General features: G+C 72.3%; 12 protein-coding genes and 1 pseudogene. 8 read left to right on the top strand and 5 right to left on the bottom strand.

The window, feature by feature from the left end; translation table 11 throughout:
- Positions 1–43: 43 nt before the first annotated feature.
- Both AB0H86_RS20650 and AB0H86_RS20645 read right to left on the bottom strand, forming a co-directional pair.
- Positions 44–2,518 (bottom strand): ABC transporter permease, encoded by a 2,475-nt coding sequence (locus AB0H86_RS20650; RefSeq protein WP_362440328.1) that lies wholly within the window; start codon positions 2,516–2,518, stop codon positions 44–46.
- Between the two features lie 194 nt (positions 2,519–2,712).
- A pseudogene (locus AB0H86_RS20645) lies at positions 2,713–3,438 on the bottom strand (ABC transporter ATP-binding protein); the annotation flags it as partial.
- Between the two features lie 180 nt (positions 3,439–3,618).
- Between AB0H86_RS20645 and AB0H86_RS20640 the strand changes: the two are divergent.
- Complete coding sequence (locus AB0H86_RS20640; RefSeq protein ID WP_362440325.1) at positions 3,619–4,905, top strand: sensor domain-containing protein; 1,287 nt, start codon at positions 3,619–3,621, stop codon at positions 4,903–4,905.
- Entirely contained in the window at positions 4,869–5,537 is a 669-nt protein-coding gene (locus AB0H86_RS20635) for a response regulator transcription factor (RefSeq protein WP_362440322.1), read from the top strand. Before AB0H86_RS20640 ends, AB0H86_RS20635 begins: the two co-directional genes overlap by 37 nt.
- Here the strand turns inward: AB0H86_RS20635 and AB0H86_RS20630 are convergent.
- Positions 5,527–6,009: a GNAT family N-acetyltransferase gene (locus AB0H86_RS20630; protein ID WP_362440319.1), complete on the bottom strand. Its 483-nt coding sequence runs from the start codon at positions 6,007–6,009 to the stop codon at positions 5,527–5,529. The two genes, AB0H86_RS20635 and AB0H86_RS20630, sit on opposite strands and share 11 nt — an antisense overlap.
- An 80-nt stretch (positions 6,010–6,089) precedes the next feature.
- Between AB0H86_RS20630 and AB0H86_RS20625 the strand changes: the two genes are divergently transcribed.
- On the top strand, positions 6,090–6,893 hold the full coding sequence (locus AB0H86_RS20625; RefSeq protein ID WP_362440316.1) for an exodeoxyribonuclease III: 804 nt from the start codon (positions 6,090–6,092) through the stop codon (positions 6,891–6,893).
- Positions 6,894–6,914: 21 nt separating this feature from the next.
- Here the strand turns inward: AB0H86_RS20625 and AB0H86_RS20620 are convergent, their stop codons facing one another.
- Entirely contained in the window at positions 6,915–7,580 is a 666-nt protein-coding gene (locus AB0H86_RS20620) for a MerR family transcriptional regulator (RefSeq protein ID WP_362440313.1), read from the bottom strand.
- 155 nt (positions 7,581–7,735) lie between these two features.
- On the opposite strand from AB0H86_RS20620, the gene AB0H86_RS20615 reads away from it, so the two are divergent.
- The 4 genes from AB0H86_RS20615 (at position 7,736) to AB0H86_RS20600 (ending at position 11,373) form a co-directional block, all read left to right on the top strand.
- Positions 7,736–9,247: an NAD(P)/FAD-dependent oxidoreductase gene (locus tag AB0H86_RS20615; RefSeq protein ID WP_362440310.1), complete on the top strand. Its 1,512-nt coding sequence runs from the start codon at positions 7,736–7,738 to the stop codon at positions 9,245–9,247.
- On the top strand, positions 9,244–10,170 hold the full coding sequence (locus AB0H86_RS20610; protein ID WP_362440307.1) for an alpha/beta hydrolase: 927 nt from the start codon (positions 9,244–9,246) through the stop codon (positions 10,168–10,170). The genes AB0H86_RS20615 and AB0H86_RS20610 overlap by 4 nt, the downstream gene beginning before the upstream one ends.
- On the top strand, positions 10,167–11,051 hold the full coding sequence (locus AB0H86_RS20605) for an SDR family oxidoreductase (protein WP_362440304.1): 885 nt from the start codon (positions 10,167–10,169) through the stop codon (positions 11,049–11,051). Before AB0H86_RS20610 ends, AB0H86_RS20605 begins: the two co-directional genes overlap by 4 nt.
- Before the next feature lie 88 nt (positions 11,052–11,139).
- Entirely contained in the window at positions 11,140–11,373 is a 234-nt protein-coding gene (locus AB0H86_RS20600; protein ID WP_362440301.1) for a hypothetical protein, read from the top strand.
- 180 nt (positions 11,374–11,553) lie between these two features.
- On the opposite strand, the gene AB0H86_RS20595 is transcribed toward AB0H86_RS20600, so the two are convergent.
- Positions 11,554–14,892: a S41 family peptidase gene (locus tag AB0H86_RS20595; RefSeq protein WP_362440298.1), complete on the bottom strand. Its 3,339-nt coding sequence runs from the start codon at positions 14,890–14,892 to the stop codon at positions 11,554–11,556.
- A gap of 221 nt (positions 14,893–15,113) precedes the next feature.
- On the opposite strand from AB0H86_RS20595, the gene AB0H86_RS20590 reads away from it, so the two are divergent.
- Positions 15,114–15,719 (top strand): TetR/AcrR family transcriptional regulator, encoded by a 606-nt coding sequence (locus AB0H86_RS20590; RefSeq protein ID WP_362440295.1) that lies wholly within the window; start codon positions 15,114–15,116, stop codon positions 15,717–15,719.
- Positions 15,720–15,826 lie beyond the last annotated feature (107 nt).

The following is a 15,826-nucleotide window of genomic DNA, read 5'->3' as shown; positions in this document are numbered from 1 at the left end:
AAGGAAAAGTTGTGACGCGGAATCGAGGGCCCGTCCGATCCGATCAGTTGATCGGGCGGGCCCTTCTGTGTGTGGCGAGGGCGGAGACCACCGCGACCAGTGCGCACGCGGCCGTCGCCGTGCCGAGGGAAGGCCAGGGCAGGTGGATCGGGGCCGGTGCGGAGAGCAGGCCCAGGGCGGCTCTCATGCCGAGCAGGTTGAGCGCGGCGACGAGCAGGCCGAGCACCGCGCCGACCGTCACCACGGTCAGGGCCTCCGCCGCGACCAGCCGCAGCACCTGCCCGCCGGTGGCTCCCGCCAGCCGGAGCGAGGCGAGCTCCCGTACCCGGTCCGAGGTGGCCATGACCAGCGTGTTGGCCAGCGAGAGGCCGGAGTAGAGCAGGGCGAGGCCGAGGACCAGGAGAAAGCCGAGCCGGGTCGTGCCGTCGGTGTGCGGCGAGACCGCCCGTAGCCATTCCTCCCGGGTCAGGACCCGGGCCCCCGTGGGCGAGGACGCCTGGACCGCCTGCCGCAGCCGCGTGCGCACCGCGCTCGCGTCCGCGCCGGGCATGACCTTCACGTCGATCCGGTCCACGGGGGCGTCCGGAGCGTTCGCCGGGGTGACGTACACGCCGTTGTCGCCCGTGCCGGTGGGCATGACCGCGGCGATGCGCAGGGACCTGCGGGTGCCGTCGCCCAGCCACACCGTCACCTGCTCGCCGACGGTGTGCCGGGCCCACTCCTCGTTCACCACGATCGAGTCGTCGTCGAGATCGGCGATCCGGCCGGCGGTCAACGGCAGGCGTACGGCCGCCGCGAGCGCCTTCGGGTCGGCGGCGCGGACCTCGGACCTGACCAGGGCCACGCCGTCCTCCAGCGTGTGCACCGCGCTCGCCGCGCTCACGGAGACCTCGGCGCCGGGCAGCGCGCGCAGCCGCCGTACGGTCTCCGGGGCGAGTCCGGTGCCGGTCGTCTCCAGGGCCGGGCCGGTACCGGACGCCGTGGGCGTCACCACGAAGTCGGCGGTCGTACGGTGCCGGAGCTCCGCCTCCTTCGCCTCGTTCAGGGTCGCGGTGGCACCCAGCAGTGAACCCGTGAGGGCGACCGTGACCAGGACGGGAGCGGCGACGGCGGCCGTGCGGCGGACGGCCGCGGCGGCGTTCTCCCGCACCAACAGCCCGCAGGCGCCCGGCAGTCGGGCCGGCAGCCACGCGACCACCCGGACCGCCGGCCGCACCAGGACCGGGGAGAGCAGGGCCACCGCGGTGATCAGCAGCATGGGACGGCTGACGTACGACTTGCGGTGCAGCAGCTCGCCCGGGTCGGTCAGCAGGGCCGTCGCCAGGGTCACGGCGGCGGCCAGGAGCAGGACCGTACCGCTCAGCAGGCGGCCCCGGGTCAGGGTGCCGGTGTCGACGGACGCCTCGCGCAGGGCCTGCGTGGGGGCGGTCCGGCCGGCCCGCCAGGACGCGGCCAGCACGCCGCTCAGCGCCACTAACAGGCCCGTCCAGAAGGCCAGATGGTACGGCCAGACATGCTCGCCGATGGTGAACCAGGCCGGCGCCAGACCGTCGGACACGACCCGTGCGGCCAGGTACGGGGCGGCATGTCCGCCGAGTGCGCAGCCCGCCGCCGAGGCGAGCACACCGATGAGGAGGGCCTCCGCGACCACCGTCCGCCGGATCTGGCCCGGGGTGGCGCCCGCCGTGCGCAGCAGGCCGAACTCACGGCGCCGCTGGGCGACCGCGAAGGCGAAGGTGGACGCCACGACGAACACCGACACGAACCCGGCGACCCCGCCGGCCGTGCCGAACAGCGCGTTCAACGCGGTCACCGCCTCCCGGTCCTGGTCGGGTCGGGGGTCGGCGAGCCGCCGGGCGTCACCGGTGAGGACGCTCGGACCGACGGGCCGTGGTGGTGCGGTCGCCCGCCGTACCGCCGCAGCGTCCGCGGCCACGACCAGCTGGGTGCTCACCGGGGACAGGCGGGCCGCGCGGGCGTCAGAGTAGAAGAGGGCGTTCTCGAAGCCGAGGCCGGGGGTCGTGCCGACCACCCGGACCGTCCCGTGGGCGGTGTGCAGCCGGCGGCCCACGGCCGTCCAGTCACCGGTCGCCACGACCTCGTCCGCGGCGCGCGGGGCGCGGCCCGCGGCCAGTTCGTACGGGGCGAACGCGGCCGTCGACCATGGGTGGCCCACCAGGTCGGCGGGCGCGCCGGTGGCCCGTACGGCGAAGGTGCGGTCCTCGACGACCGGGCCGAGGGCGCGCAGCGCGGCGACGGTGCGGGGCGGGACGGGGCGGGGGTGGGCCAGCTTCTCGGTGCGGACACCGATCGGGGTGGGCACGCGCAGGGTGTCCTGCCCCCGCACCACGACCGGCGCCGCCGCGAACCGCTCCGGCTTCCGGTCGGGGGCGTCTGTGGAGGAGGCGAGGGCCAGCCCCATCACGGTGAGCAGCGCGACCCCGAGGCACAGGGCCAGGAACGTGCCGGTGAAGGTCACCCAGCGGGTGCGCAGGGTGTGGAGGGCGAGGCTCAGCACGGGGCGGCCTCCGTGGCGGGGCCGGACGAGGCGGCGTTCGAGACGGGTCCGGCTCGGTGCATGGGGGCGGCTGGGGACTGGGGCGCCGCTGGGGACAGGGGTGCCGCCGAGGACATGGGCGCCACCGGGGACTGGGGCGCCGCCGATGACATGGGCGCCGCTGATGACTTGGGCGCCGCCGAGGACAGGGGTGCGGCCTCCAGCTCTGTCATGTGCGCCGCGATCTCCCCCGCCGACGCCCCTCGCAGCTCCCCGCTCACCCTGCCGTCCACCAGGAACACCACCCGGTCCGCGTACGACGCGGCCACCGGGTCGTGGGTCACCATCACCACCGTGCCGCCCTCGGTGTCGACGAGGTCCCGCAGCAGGGCCAGGACCTCCCGTCCGGTCCGGGAGTCCAGCGCGCCCGTCGGTTCGTCGCCGAACAGGACCTCGGGGCGGGTGATCAGGGCGCGGGCGAGCGCGACGCGCTGCTGCTGGCCGCCGGAGAGCTGGGAGGGACGGTGGCCGGCGCGGTCGCCGAGGCCGACCTGGCGCAGCGCCTCCCGTACCCGGGCCTTCGAGGGCCGACGGCCCGCCAGACGCAGCGGCAGGGCGACGTTCTGCGCGGCGGTCAGGGACGGCAGCAGGTTGAACGCCTGGAACACGAAGCCGATGCGCGCGCGGCGCAGCAGGGTCAGCCGGCGCTCGCTCAGTGCCGTCAGTTCCGTGTCACCGAGCCGTACCGAGCCCGAGTCCGGCCGGTCCAGCCCGGCGGCGCACTGCAGCAGGGTCGACTTGCCCGAACCGGACGGCCCCATGACGGCGGTGAAGGTGCCCGTGGGGAAGGCGAGCGTGACGTCGTCGAGCGCGGTCACGGCGCTCCCGCCGGTCCCGTACCGCCTGCTCACGGCCCTCAGTTCGATCGCGTCGGGTCTCATCTGCGCCATTTCAACTCCGCCTCTGCTCCCACTGGTTCGGTGTACGTGGGGCAAGACAACCGCGCGACCACACCCCGAAGCAGTGCGGCAGAACCGACACTTGGGGTAGGGCCAGGCATACCCCCGAGCCTCCGCCTGGGCCCATGGCCTCACCCCCGCCCGGCTTCTACGGTGATCCCCATGAGCGTGTGGCAGGCACTGAGCGCAGCCCCCGGCGGGCGCGGATACCTGAGATCGGCGTGGCCCTGGCGAGCGGTCGCCTACCTGGGCAGCGGTGCGCTGCTCGGCGTGGTCGTCCTGGTCGTGATCCTCGGCGGACTCGTCGTCGGCGGGGCCCTGGCCGTCGTACTGTTCGGGCTGCCGCTGCTCGTACTGACCGCGCTGGCCGGGATCCCCGTGGCCGCCCTGGAGCGGCTGCGGCTGCGCCTGGTCGGGGTGGGACCCGCACCGGGCGACGGTCACCGGGTGCCCGACGGGCCGGGGTTGCGTATCTGGCTGGTGACCCGGCTGCGGGAGCCGGCGACCTGGCGGGAACTGGCGTACGCCGTGCTGTTCGGGCTGGTGCTGTGGCCGCTGGACGCGCTGGCCGTCGCCTTCGCGGCCGGGGTTCCGCTGGCCATGGTCGCCGTACCGTGGTGGGTCGCCGTCAACGGGGAGGCGAGGGTGGCCAAGCTGTGGACGGTCGACACCTGGCCGGGGGCCTTCGGGTCCGCCGCGCTCGGGCTGGTCCTGCTGGCGGCCGGCGCCTACGCCCTGGGGATCGTCGCCGGGGCCCGCGCCGAGCTGACGCGGGCCCTGCTGACCTCGAAGGACAACGAGCGGGTCACCGAACTGGCGCGCTCCCGGGTGCGGTTGGTGGACGCCTTCGAGGCGGAGCGACGGCGGATCGAGCGGGATCTGCACGACGGGGCCCAACAGCGCCTGGTCGCCCTCACCATGACCCTCGGCCTGGCCCGCCTCGACGTCCCGCCGGGACCGCTCGCCGACCAGCTTGCCAAGGCCCACGAGGAGGCCGGGCAGGTTCTCGCGGAGCTGCGTGAACTGATCCACGGCATCCATCCCAAGGTCCTCGCCGACTACGGCCTGGAAGCCGCCGTCGCCGACGCGGCCGAGCGCAGCCCGGTCCCGGTGGACGTGGACCTGGAGCTGCCCGGAAGGTTGCCCCAACCCGTCGAATCCGCCGCGTACTTCGTCGTCTGCGAGGCCCTCGTGAACGTCGCCAGGCACAGCGGGGCCGGCCGGGCCGCCGTCAGCGGTGGATACGCGGGCGGGCGGCTCACCCTCGCCATCCGCGACGACGGGGGCGGCGGCGCCGACAGCGCCGGCGGCACCGGACTGACCGGTCTCGCCGACCGGGTGTCAGTGCTCGATGGCAGACTCTCCCTGTCCAGCCCATCGGGCGGACCGACCCTGCTGCGTGTGGAGATTCCTTGCCGTCCGAGACGACAGACCGACGCCTGCGCATAGTCCTCGCCGAGGACAGCGTGCTGCTGCGCGAGGGCCTCATCGGACTGCTCACCCGCTTCGGTCACGAGGTCTCGGCCGCCGTCGGCGACGCGGACGCGCTGCTCGTCGCGGCCACCGAGCACCGGCCCGACATCGTCGTGACCGACGTCCGGATGCCGCCCGGCTTCCAGGACGAGGGGCTGCACGCGGCCCTGCGCCTGCGCGCGCAACGCCCCGGGCTGCCGGTGCTGGTGCTCAGCCAGTACGTGCAGCGGGCGTACGCCGCCGAGCTCCTCGACTCCGGGGACGGCAGCGGCGTCGGCTATCTGCTCAAGGACCGGGTGGGGCAGGTCGAGCAGTTCGTGGCGGCGCTGCGGGAGGTCGCCGCGGGCGGCACGGTGGTCGACCCCGAAGTCGTACGACAACTGCTGCGCAGGCGCCGGGATCCGCTCGCGCGGCTCACCCCGCGGGAGCGGGAGGTACTGGCGCTGATCGCGGAGGGCAGGTCGAACAACGCGATCGCGCGGGCGCTGGTGGTGTCGGAGGCGGCCGTCGGCAAGCACATCGGCTCCATCCTGACCAAGCTGGACCTGCCGCCGGCGGACGACGTGCACCGAAGGGTGCTCGCCGTGCTGGCCTACCTCAGGAGCTGAGCCTCTTGGCGTAGCAGCGGCTTTCCTCGTACTCGCGGTAGTAGCCGAACCTGACGCACGGCTCGTAGCCGGAGGAGGTGTACAGGGCGATGGCCTCGGGCTGCTTGATGCCCGTCTCCAGGACCATGCGGATACGGCCGGCCGCGCGGGCGTCCGCCTCCAGGGCCGCCAACAGGCGCCGGGCGAGACCGCGGCCGCGCATGTCGTCGATCACGTACATGCGCTTGAGCTCGGCGTCGCCGTCCTCGTTGCCCTCACCGTTGGTGTCCTGGCGCCGCCAACCGCCCGTGGCGACGGGCCGGTCCGCCTCGTCGTAGGCGATGAGAAAGACGCCGTTCGGCGGTTCGAAGTCCGACGGGGCGAGCGGAGTGGAGTCGCCGCCGTCGCCGTAGCGCACGTGGTATTCGGCCTGGACGGCGTCGTTGAGCTTCACTGCGTCGGGGTGGTCGAACGGGACCTGGCGTATATGCACGCGCATAATCGTACATCTGTACTGGATCGACGTCCGGGCCCCGTCCAGTCCGGCGTGGACCTGCCGGTAGGGTGCCGCAGGTGCTGACTGTGACCACCGTGAACGTGAATGGGCTGCGGGCCGCCGCGAAGAAGGGGTTCGTGGAGTGGCTCGCGGAGACCTCCGCCGACGTCGTCTGTCTTCAGGAGGTGCGTGCCGAGCCGCAGCAGCTGCCCGAGCACGTCCGCACCCCCGAAGGCTGGCACGTCGTGCACGCGCCCTCCGTCGCGAAGGGGCGGGCCGGTGTCTCCCTCTACACCCGCCGTGAGCCCGACCGGGTCCGGATCGGCTTCGGCTCCTCGGAGTTCGACACCAGCGGCCGCTACGTCGAGGCCGACCTGCCGGGCGTCACGGTCGCCTCGCTCTACCTGCCCTCCGGTGAGGTCGGCACCGTGCGTCAGGACGAGAAGGTCCGCTTCATGGGCGAGTTCCTGGCCCACATCAAGGACCTGCGCGAACGCGCCGCCGCCGACGGCCGGGAGGTCGTCATCTGCGGTGACTGGAACATCGCCCACCAGCAGGCCGACCTCAAGAACTGGCGCGCCAACCAGAAGAGCTCCGGATTCCTCCCGGAGGAGCGGGCGTGGCTGACCCGGGTTCTGGACGCGACGGAGGGCGGGTACGTCGACGTCGTACGGGCGCTGCATCCGGAGGCGGAGGGGCCGTACACGTGGTGGTCGTACCGGGGGCGGGCCTTCGAGAACAATTCAGGGTGGAGGATCGACTACCACTGTGCGACGCCCGGTCTCGCCGCGAAGGCGGTCAAGGGGTACGTCGAGCGCGCCGCCACGCACGCCGAGCGCTGGTCGGACCACGCTCCGGTGACCGTGGTCTACGACCGCTAGGAGCACCCTGCTGGCCCTGGTCTAGCCCTGGTCCGGACCCGTGCGGCCCCGCTTCCGCAACCGCCGGTCCAACGCAAGTGACAGTTCCGCCTCCACCACGCTCCGGGCCAGCGGGCGCAGTCGCTGGAGGTTCTCCTCCGGGCCGTGGCGGAGGATCAGCTCGGTGAAGAGGTCGGCCAGGGCGTCGGCGTGTTCGCGGACGCGGGCGCCCACGGACAGGACCTCGGCGAGCGGGATGCCCTCCTGGACCAGGGTGGAGGAGACGTCCAGAAGGCGGCGGCTGATGTGGACGATCTCGTCGCCGGCGGTGCCGAGGTAGCCGAGGTCCAGGGCGGCGGCGAAGTTCTCGGGAGTGACCTGGCCCTCGAAGCGGGCGGCGAGTTCCTCCGGGGTGAGGCGGACCGGCTCCTCCTCGGTGGGGGTGTCGACGCCGAGGAGTTCACCGAAGTCGCGTCCGTGGTCGAAGGCCTCCGCCAGTTCGGCGATGCCGTTCAGGGTGTGGCCGCGTTCCAGCAGGGCGGTGATGGTGCGCAGGCGGGCCAGATGGCTGTCGTCGTACCAGGCGATACGGCCCTCGCGGCGCGGTGGGTGGATCAGCTTGCGCTCGCGGTAGAAGCGCAGGGTGCGCACCGTGATCCCGGCCTCCCCGGCCAGCTCCTCCATGCGGTACTCACGCTTGTCTGCCACGCCCGCACCCTATGTCGTCCTCCCGGTGCCCGCGGGGGCGGCCGCTGAGGTGAAAGTCCTGGCCCGCCCCCTACCCATGCGTACGGAGCTGCTCTACTCTCCCATTGCGCCAGTATTCACTGGCAGGGTTCAGGGCGATGCGTGGAGGCTTCGGGATGGCCGAGCGGGAACACGTGCGGGAACACGTGCGGGTTGCGGTGATCGGGTCCGGGTTCGGCGGACTGGGTGCCGCCGTACGACTGCGGCGCGAGGGCGTCACCGACTTCGTCGTGCTGGAGCGGGCGGGCGGTGTCGGCGGGACCTGGCGGGACAACACGTATCCGGGGTGCGCCTGTGACGTGCCGTCCCATCTGTACTCGTTCTCCTTCGCGCCCAACCCCGACTGGCCGCGCACCTTCTCCGGGCAGGAGCACATCCGCGCCTACCTGGAGCAGGTGACGGACGTCTTCGGACTGCGCCCGCACCTGCGCCTCGACTCCGAGGTCAAGCGGATGACCTGGAACGCCGAGCGGCTGTGCTGGGACATCGAGACCAGCAGCGGCTCACTCTGTGCCGACATGGTCGTCTCCGCCACCGGGCCGTTGTCCGAACCGAGGATCCCGGACATCCCGGGGCTCGACTCGTTCCCCGGCAAGGTCTTCCACTCGGCCCGCTGGGACCACGACGTCGACCTGCGCGGCAAGCGGGTCGCCATGGTCGGCACGGGCGCCTCCGCCATCCAGATCGTCCCGGCCATCCAGCCCGAGGTCTCCCGGCTCACCCTCTTCCAGCGCACCCCGCCCTGGGTGATGCCCCGCGCCGACCGGGCGATCAGCGGCGCGGAACGCGCACTGCACCGGGCGCTGCCCTTCACCGCGCAGGCCCGGCGCGGACTGCTGTGGGGCATCCGGGAGTTGCAGGTCCAGGCGTTCACCAAGCGCCCCAACGAGCTCGGCGTCGTCGAGCAGTTGGCCAGACGCAACATGGCCCGCTCCATCAAGGACCCGGCCCTGCGCGCCAAACTCACGCCCGACTACCGCATCGGCTGCAAGCGGATCCTGCTGTCCGGCACCTACTACCCGGCCCTCGCACGGCCCAACGTGGACCTCGTCGCGAGCGGACTGAGCGCGATCCGCGGCTCGACGCTGGTCGCCGCCGACGGCACCGAGACCGAGGCCGACGCGATCGTCTTCGGTACCGGCTTCCACGTCACGGACATGCCGATCGCCGACCGGGTGGTGGGCGCGGACGGGCGTACGCTCGCCGAGTCCTGGAAGGGCGGCATGGCGGCCCTGCGCGGCGCCTCGGCCGCCGGGTTCCCCAACTGGATGACCGTCATCGGCCCCAACACCGGCCTCGGGAACTCCTCGATGATCCTGATGATCGAGGCCCAGCTGAACTACATGGCCGACTTCGTACGGCAGTTGGACGTCCTCGGCGGCCGGGTCGCCCTCGACGCCCGGCCCGGCGCCGTGCGCGCCTGGAACGACCGGGTGCAGGAGCGCATGAAGCGCACGGTGTGGAACACGGGCGGCTGCACCAGCTGGTACCTGGACGAGAGCGGCCGCAACACCACCATCTGGCCGGGCACGACGACGGAGTTCCGGCGCGCGACCCGGCGGGTGGACCTCGGGGAGTACCACGTCGTACGGGTGCCCACGGAGAAGAAGGCCGAGGTCAGCGCGTGAGCCGTGTCCTGCACGTCTCCTCCGGGCCGTACGCCCCGCCGGTGCCCGCCCGCGAACTGACCGCCACCTCCGCCGACGGTGCCCGCCTGCACGTCGAGGTGCACGGACCCGAGGGCGCCGCACCTGTCGTCCTCGCCCACGGCTGGGCCTGCTCGACGGCCTTCTGGGCGGCGCAGATACGGGACCTGTCCGTCGACCACCGGGTCATCGCCTACGACCAGCGCGGCCACGGACGCAGCCCGGCGAGCCCGGCCTGCAGCACCGACGCTCTCGCCGACGACCTCGAAGCCGTCCTGAGGGCGACCCTCGCGCCGGGCGAGAAGGCGGTGATCGCCGGTCACTCCATGGGCGGCATGACGGTGCTGGCCGCGGCCACCCGGCCCGCCTTCCGGGAACACACGGCGGCCGTCCTGCTGTGCAGCACCGGTTCCTCGCGGCTGGTCGCCGAGTCGCTGGTGATACCGATTCGCGCGGGCCGGTCGCGGACCTGGCTGACCCGGCGGCTCCTCGGCTCCCGCGCCCCGCTCGGACCGGTCACGCCGCTCGCCCGCCGGATCCTCAAGTACGGGACGATGGGCGCCGGTTCGGCCCCCGGCATGGTGGAGGCGTGCGCCCGTATCGTGCACGCCTGCCCGCGTGCGGTGCGGTACGCCTGGTCGCATGTGCTCGACCTGCTCGATCTCGACCACGGAGTACGGGAGTTGCGCGCACCGACGGCCGTGGTCGTGGGCCTGTCCGACCGGCTCACCCCGCCCGTGCAGGCCCGCGCGCTGGTCGCCGCGCTGCCGGACTGTGTGGGCCTGACCGAGCTGCCCGGCATCGGTCACATGGCCCCGGTCGAGGCGCCCGCGCCGGTCACCGGGAAGATCCGGGAACTCGTCACCACGTACGTCCAGATCGGTCACGTCAAGGAGGACGCATGAGCAGGGTCGGTCTCGAAGGGCAGGTCGCGGTCGTCACCGGAGCCGCGCGCGGTGTCGGGGAGCTGCTGGCTCGCAAGCTGTCCGCGCGCGGGGCGACGGTGGCACTGGTCGGGCTGGAGCCCGCCGCGCTCAAGGAGGTCTCCGAGCGGCTGCACGGCGACAGCGGCCACTGGTACGCCGATGTCACCGACCACGAGGCGATGGCCCAGGTCGCCCGGGAGGTCAAGGAGCGGTTCGGGAAGGTCGACATCGTCGTCGCCAACGCGGGTGTCGCCACCGGCGGGCCCTTCATGGACTCCGATCCGGTGGCCTGGCGGCGGGTGATCGAGGTCAACCTGATCGGGTCGGCGGTGACCGCCCGGGCGTTCCTGCCGGTGCTGATGGAGAGCCGGGGCTATCTGCTCCAGATCGCCTCTCTCGCCGCGATCACCCCGGCGCCGATGATGACCGCGTACTGCGCGTCCAAGTCGGGCGTGGAGGCGTTCGCGCACAGTCTGCGGGCCGAGGTCGGCTACAAGGGGGTGCGGGTCGGGGTCGGTTACCTGTCCTGGACCGACACCGACATGGTGCGCGGGGCCGATCAGGAGGACGTGATGCGGGAGCTGCGGCAGCGGCTGCCGTGGCCGTCCAACAAGACGTATCCGCTGGGTCCGGCGGTGGACAGGATCGTGGCCGGGATCGAGCGCAGGTCGAGCCATGTCTACGGGCAGGGGTGGCTGCGCGGGACGCAGGGGGTGCGGGGGTACCTGCCCGGGCTCATCGGGACCGTGGGACAACGGGAGATGAGGCGGTTCGCGTCCCGCTTGGAGGGAATGCGGACGGGGCTCGTCGGCGCAGGTGGGGCAGCGGACGAGGAGGCCCGCGCTACGCACCGTAGTTGATCGAAATGCGCGCTGTGTCCGGTCGTGTGAATCTGGTCGAGGCCCCACCTCAGGGCCCATCCCCCACTCACTACAGGAGTGAACCCACATGGGTATGAAGGACCAGTTCCAGGACAAGTCGGAGCAGCGGCAGGAGCAGGCCAAGCAGAAGGCCCAGCAGGCCCGGGAGAAGGGTCAGCCGGGTCAGGGTCAGGGCCGCGGCCGGCCGCGTGAGGAGCGAGGCCAGGAGCGTGGCCGGCCGGGTGAGCGCATGCGGGACGAGGAGCCCGAGCGTATGCGGCGCGAGGAGGAAGACCGCTTCGCGCAGGACTACGACGCCTGACGCTGGCGCTGGCTTCGGCCTGTGAACGTGGGGTGCCCTTTCTTTGAGGGGGTGCCCCACGTTTTGGTTTGCGTTGGGGGTGCGTTGTCGGGTGCGGGTCGGTGGGGGCTTGTCGCGCAGTTCCCCGCGCCCCTAAGTCAGTGGCCCTGGCGCCTGTCAGGTAGTGGCCCTTGCGAGTCGTCAGAAGCGCTTGGGTAGCTTCGGCCGGGATCTGTTCGGGATGTTCTTGTGGGGTGGGGGAGTTGATGGGGGGTTGGTTTCCAGGAGGGTCAGGGCGAGTTGTACTGCGTCGGCCAGCTGGGCGTGTCTGCCCTCGGCCCAGTCGAGCGGGGTGCGGAGGATCTCCAGGTCCGGGGGGACGCCGTGGTTCTCCACGGACCAGCCGTACGCGTCGAACCAGGCCGCGTTCATCGGGACCGTGATCACCGTGCCGTCGCCGAGTTGGTGGCGGCCGGTCATGCCGACGACTCCGCCCCAGGTACGTTGGCCGACCACGGGGCCCAGGTTCAGGAGCTTGAAGGCGGCCGTGATCATGTCGCCGTCCGAGGAGGTCGCCTCGTCGGCCAGGGCAACCACCGGGCCGCGCGGGGCGTTCGAGGCGTACGACACGGGCTGCGCGTCGCGGGTCAGATCCCAGCCGAGGATCGTGCGCGTCAGTTTCTCCACGACCAACTCGCTGATGTGGCCGCCCGCGTTGCCCCGTACGTCCACGAGCAGAGCGGGGCGCGAGACCTCCATGCGCAGGTCCCGGTTGAACTGGGCCCAGCCCGAGCCGCCCATGTCGGGGATGTGCAGATAGCCGCAGCGGCCCCCGCTCAACTCCCGTACGACAGCCCGGCGTTTGGCCACCCAGTCCTGGTAGCGAAGGGGGCGCTCGTCGACGAGCGGGACGACCGCCACCCGGCGAGCGTGCCCCTCGCTCTCGGCCGGGGTAAAGGTCAGCTCGACCGTCGTACCGCCCGCCCCCGCCAGCAGCGGATAGGGGCCCCGCACCGGATCCACCGGACGGCCGTCGACGTGGGTGAGCACCGCGCCCTCCCGGATGCCCGTGCCGGCCAGCGGTGACCGTGCCTTGGAGTCGGAGGAGTCGCCGGCCAGGATCCGCTTGACCGTCCAACCATCGTCCCGTCGGACCAGGTTGGCGCCGAGGAGGCCCTGGCGGCGCTGGTAGTGCGGTGGGCCCTCGTTGCGGCGGGCGGCCGAGACGTAGGCGTGGGAGGTGCCGAGTTCGCCCAGCAGTTCGCGCAGGAGGTCCGCGAACTCGTCCGGGGACGCGACCCGTTCGACCAGCGGACGGTACTGGTCGAGGACCGCGTCCCAGTCGATGCCGCACATCCCCGGCTCCCAGAAGTACGCCCGGATGAGCCGGCCCGCCTCCTCGTAGGACTGGCGCCATTCGGCGGCCGGGTCGACCTCGTGCAGGATGCGGCGGGCGTCGATCCAGACCGTCGAGTCGCCGTCCCCGGACTCGTCGGAGGGGACCGCGCGCAGCTCGCCCTCGTCCACGAGGACCAGCCGGCTGCCGTCGCCGCTCACCGCGAACCAGTCCAGGTGCTCGACGAGTTCGGACTTCTTCGCCTTGCCGAGGGTGAAGTGCTCCAGGGTGGGGCGGCCGCTGGTGTCGTCCGGGTTCGCGAAGGTCTCACCCAGCGCGCCGGAGATCGGCCAGCGCAGCCAGACCAGGCCGCCGCCCGCGACCGGGTACAGCGCCGAGTACTTGGAGGCGGTGACCGGGAAGGGCGTCACCCGGCTCTCCAGGCCCTCGACCTCGACGATCACCGTGCCGTCGCCTCCGCCGTCGCCGCCCTCGTCCTCCGCCACGGGGTCCAGGCCCCCGGCGGCGGGCCGGCCCTCCGGGTTCACGGCGAAGGGGGAGGGGGTGGCGGAGGACAGGGGGACCAGGTAGGGGCGGCAGCCGAGCGGGAAGGACAGGTCGCCGGTGTGCACGTCGTACACCGGGTCGAAGCCCCGCCAGGACAGGAACGCGAGATAGCGGCCGTCCCTGGTGAAGACGGGGTTCTCGTCCTCGAAGCGGCCGTTGGTGACGTCCACGATCAGCGGGCCGCCCTGCCCGGTGCCGGAGACGCGCGCCATCTTGATCTGGCGGAGGGTGCGGCCGATGCCCGGGTGGGACCAGGTGATCCAGGCCCCGTCCGGGGAGAAGGCGAGATCGCGCACCGGGCCGTTCGCCGAGCGGACGAGTTCCGTCACCTCGCCACCCGAATCCTCCGTACGCGAGCCCGAATCCTCCGTGCGCGAACCCGAAACGTCCGTGCCCGCACCGGCGCTCGCGTCGTCGGACACGCTGATCAGAAGCAGCCGTCCGTCGTGTGAGGCGATGGCCAGCCGATCGCCCTGGGGGTCGGAGACCAGCTCCAGCACCCGCCCCAGCTCGCCCGACGCCAGTCGCCGGGGCGCACGATGTCCCGTCGCCCCCGGGAGATAGGCGATCTCGATCGCGTCCTCGCCCTCCGCGTCCGTCACGTACGCGACCTGGCCGCCCGAGCCGAGCATCTCCGGGAGCCGGACCCGTACCCCGGGGGTGTCGGTGATCGTGCGGGCGGGGCCGTCCCGGTGGGTCAGCCAGTACAGGCTGCCCCGGACGACGACGGCGCTCGCGCGGCCCGTCTCGTCGACCGAGACGCCGTCCACGTGCTGAGCGGCCGGGACCTGGTACGGACGGCGTCCCGCACGCGGCCCGCTCAGCCGGACATCGAGCCGGCGCGGCTCGGAGCCGGCGGCCAGGTCGTCGACGATCCACAGGTCGCCCGCGCACTGGTACACCACCCGGGTGCCGTCACTCGCGGCGTGCCGGGCGTAGAAGGCGTCGTGGTCGGTGTGCCGACGCAGGTCGGAGCCGTCGTGGGCGCAGGAGTAGAGGTTGCCGACGCCCTCGTGGTCGGAGAGGAAGGCGATCCGGTCGCCGACGAACAGAGGGGAGTGGAGGTGGCCGTTCAGGTCGGCCAGGAGCCGCTCCCCGTGCAGCCACAGCCGGCCCGTGGCGCCGCCCCGGTAGCGCTTCCAGGCGGCCGGTTCGTGCGGCGGGGTACCGGTGAGGAGCAGGGTCCGGCGCTCGCCGTCGAAGTCGGCGCACTGGATGTCGGAGACCGGGCCCCAGGGGAGCTTGCGGCCCGGGTCGCCGTCGGGACGGATCTTGTAGGCCCAGGTGAAGTACGAGAAGGGCTCGCCATGGGAGGCGACGGCGAGGATCTGGCTGTGCCCGTTCGCGTCCGGGGGCGTCCAGCCGCACACCTGGGTGTCCGGCGAGCCCCAGTGGGTGAGCTGTCTGCCCGGCCCGCCCGCCACCGGCACCAGATGGATCTCGGGGACCAGGCTGCGCCAGCTCGTGTACGCGAGCCGGCCGCCGTCGGGCGAGAAGCGGGGGTGGCCGACCTTGGTGCGATCGACGGTGAGCCGCCAGGCGCGGCCCGGCCCGTCGAGGGGGGCCAGCCAGAGGTCGTCCTCGGCCACGAAGCACAGCTGGTCGCCGCTCAGATGCGGAAAGCGCAGATAGCTCACCTCCCCATGCTTTTCCTGGGGATGAACCGGAGCAACTTATGACCATTGCCCAGCGCGTGACCCGCGACTACGCAGCGCGTGAGCCACACCTACTCAGCGCGTGAGCCACACCTACTCAGCGCGTGAGCCACAACACGAACGAAACCGTTTCGTTTCGCTTGAGGGTGCGATATATTCGTGGTGTACGAAGCCGTGTCGTTCGGAGCTGGAAGGTGAGCCAAGTGGCTGAGGCAGCAACGGCACGTCGCAGTCGGATCACACCCGAACGCGAGGCCGAGCTGTACACGGCCGTCCTCGAACTGCTCCGCGAGGTCGGCTACGACGCCCTCACCATGGACGCCGTCGCCGCCCGCACCCGGTCCAGCAAGGCCACGCTCTACCGTCAGTGGGGCGGCAAGCCCGAACTGGTGGCGAAGGCCGTGCGGCACAACAAGCCGGGCGGCTCCCTCGCGGAGATCGACACGGGGTCCCTCAGGGGCGACCTGCACGCTCTTACGCTGCGCTCGGACGACTGCCAGATGGAGCAGAACTCCGCGCTGATGCGGGGTCTGGCCATGGCGGTCCACGAGAACCCGGACCTCCTGAAGTCGTTCAAGGAGCATCTCATCGGGCCGGAGTTGGCGGAGTTCCGTCGTGTGCTGGATCGGGCGGTCGACCGGGGCGAGGTCCGTGCGGACAACCCGGCGACCGAGTTCATGATGCACATGATGATCGGCGCGTTCGCCGCCCGCACGCTGCTCGACGAGCAGCCGCCGACGCAGTGCTTCCTTCTTTCGTACATCGACGCAGTGGTTCTCCCCGCCCTCTGCGCGCCCATCACCACCTGACCGTCCCCACGGTCCGCCCAACCTGACGCCACCGCTCAAGTCGTCGGGTCGATCACCCCTGCCACCCACCGGGCTGATCACCCCTGCCCTGAAGAACCCACGACCTG

This window comes from Streptomyces sp. NPDC050997, assembly GCF_040660135.1.
In the GTDB taxonomy this organism is placed as follows: Bacteria; Actinomycetota; Actinomycetes; order Streptomycetales; family Streptomycetaceae; genus Streptomyces.
The sequence above is the reverse complement of the archived record's forward strand: the minus strand, read 5'-3'. Positions and strand labels throughout refer to the sequence as shown.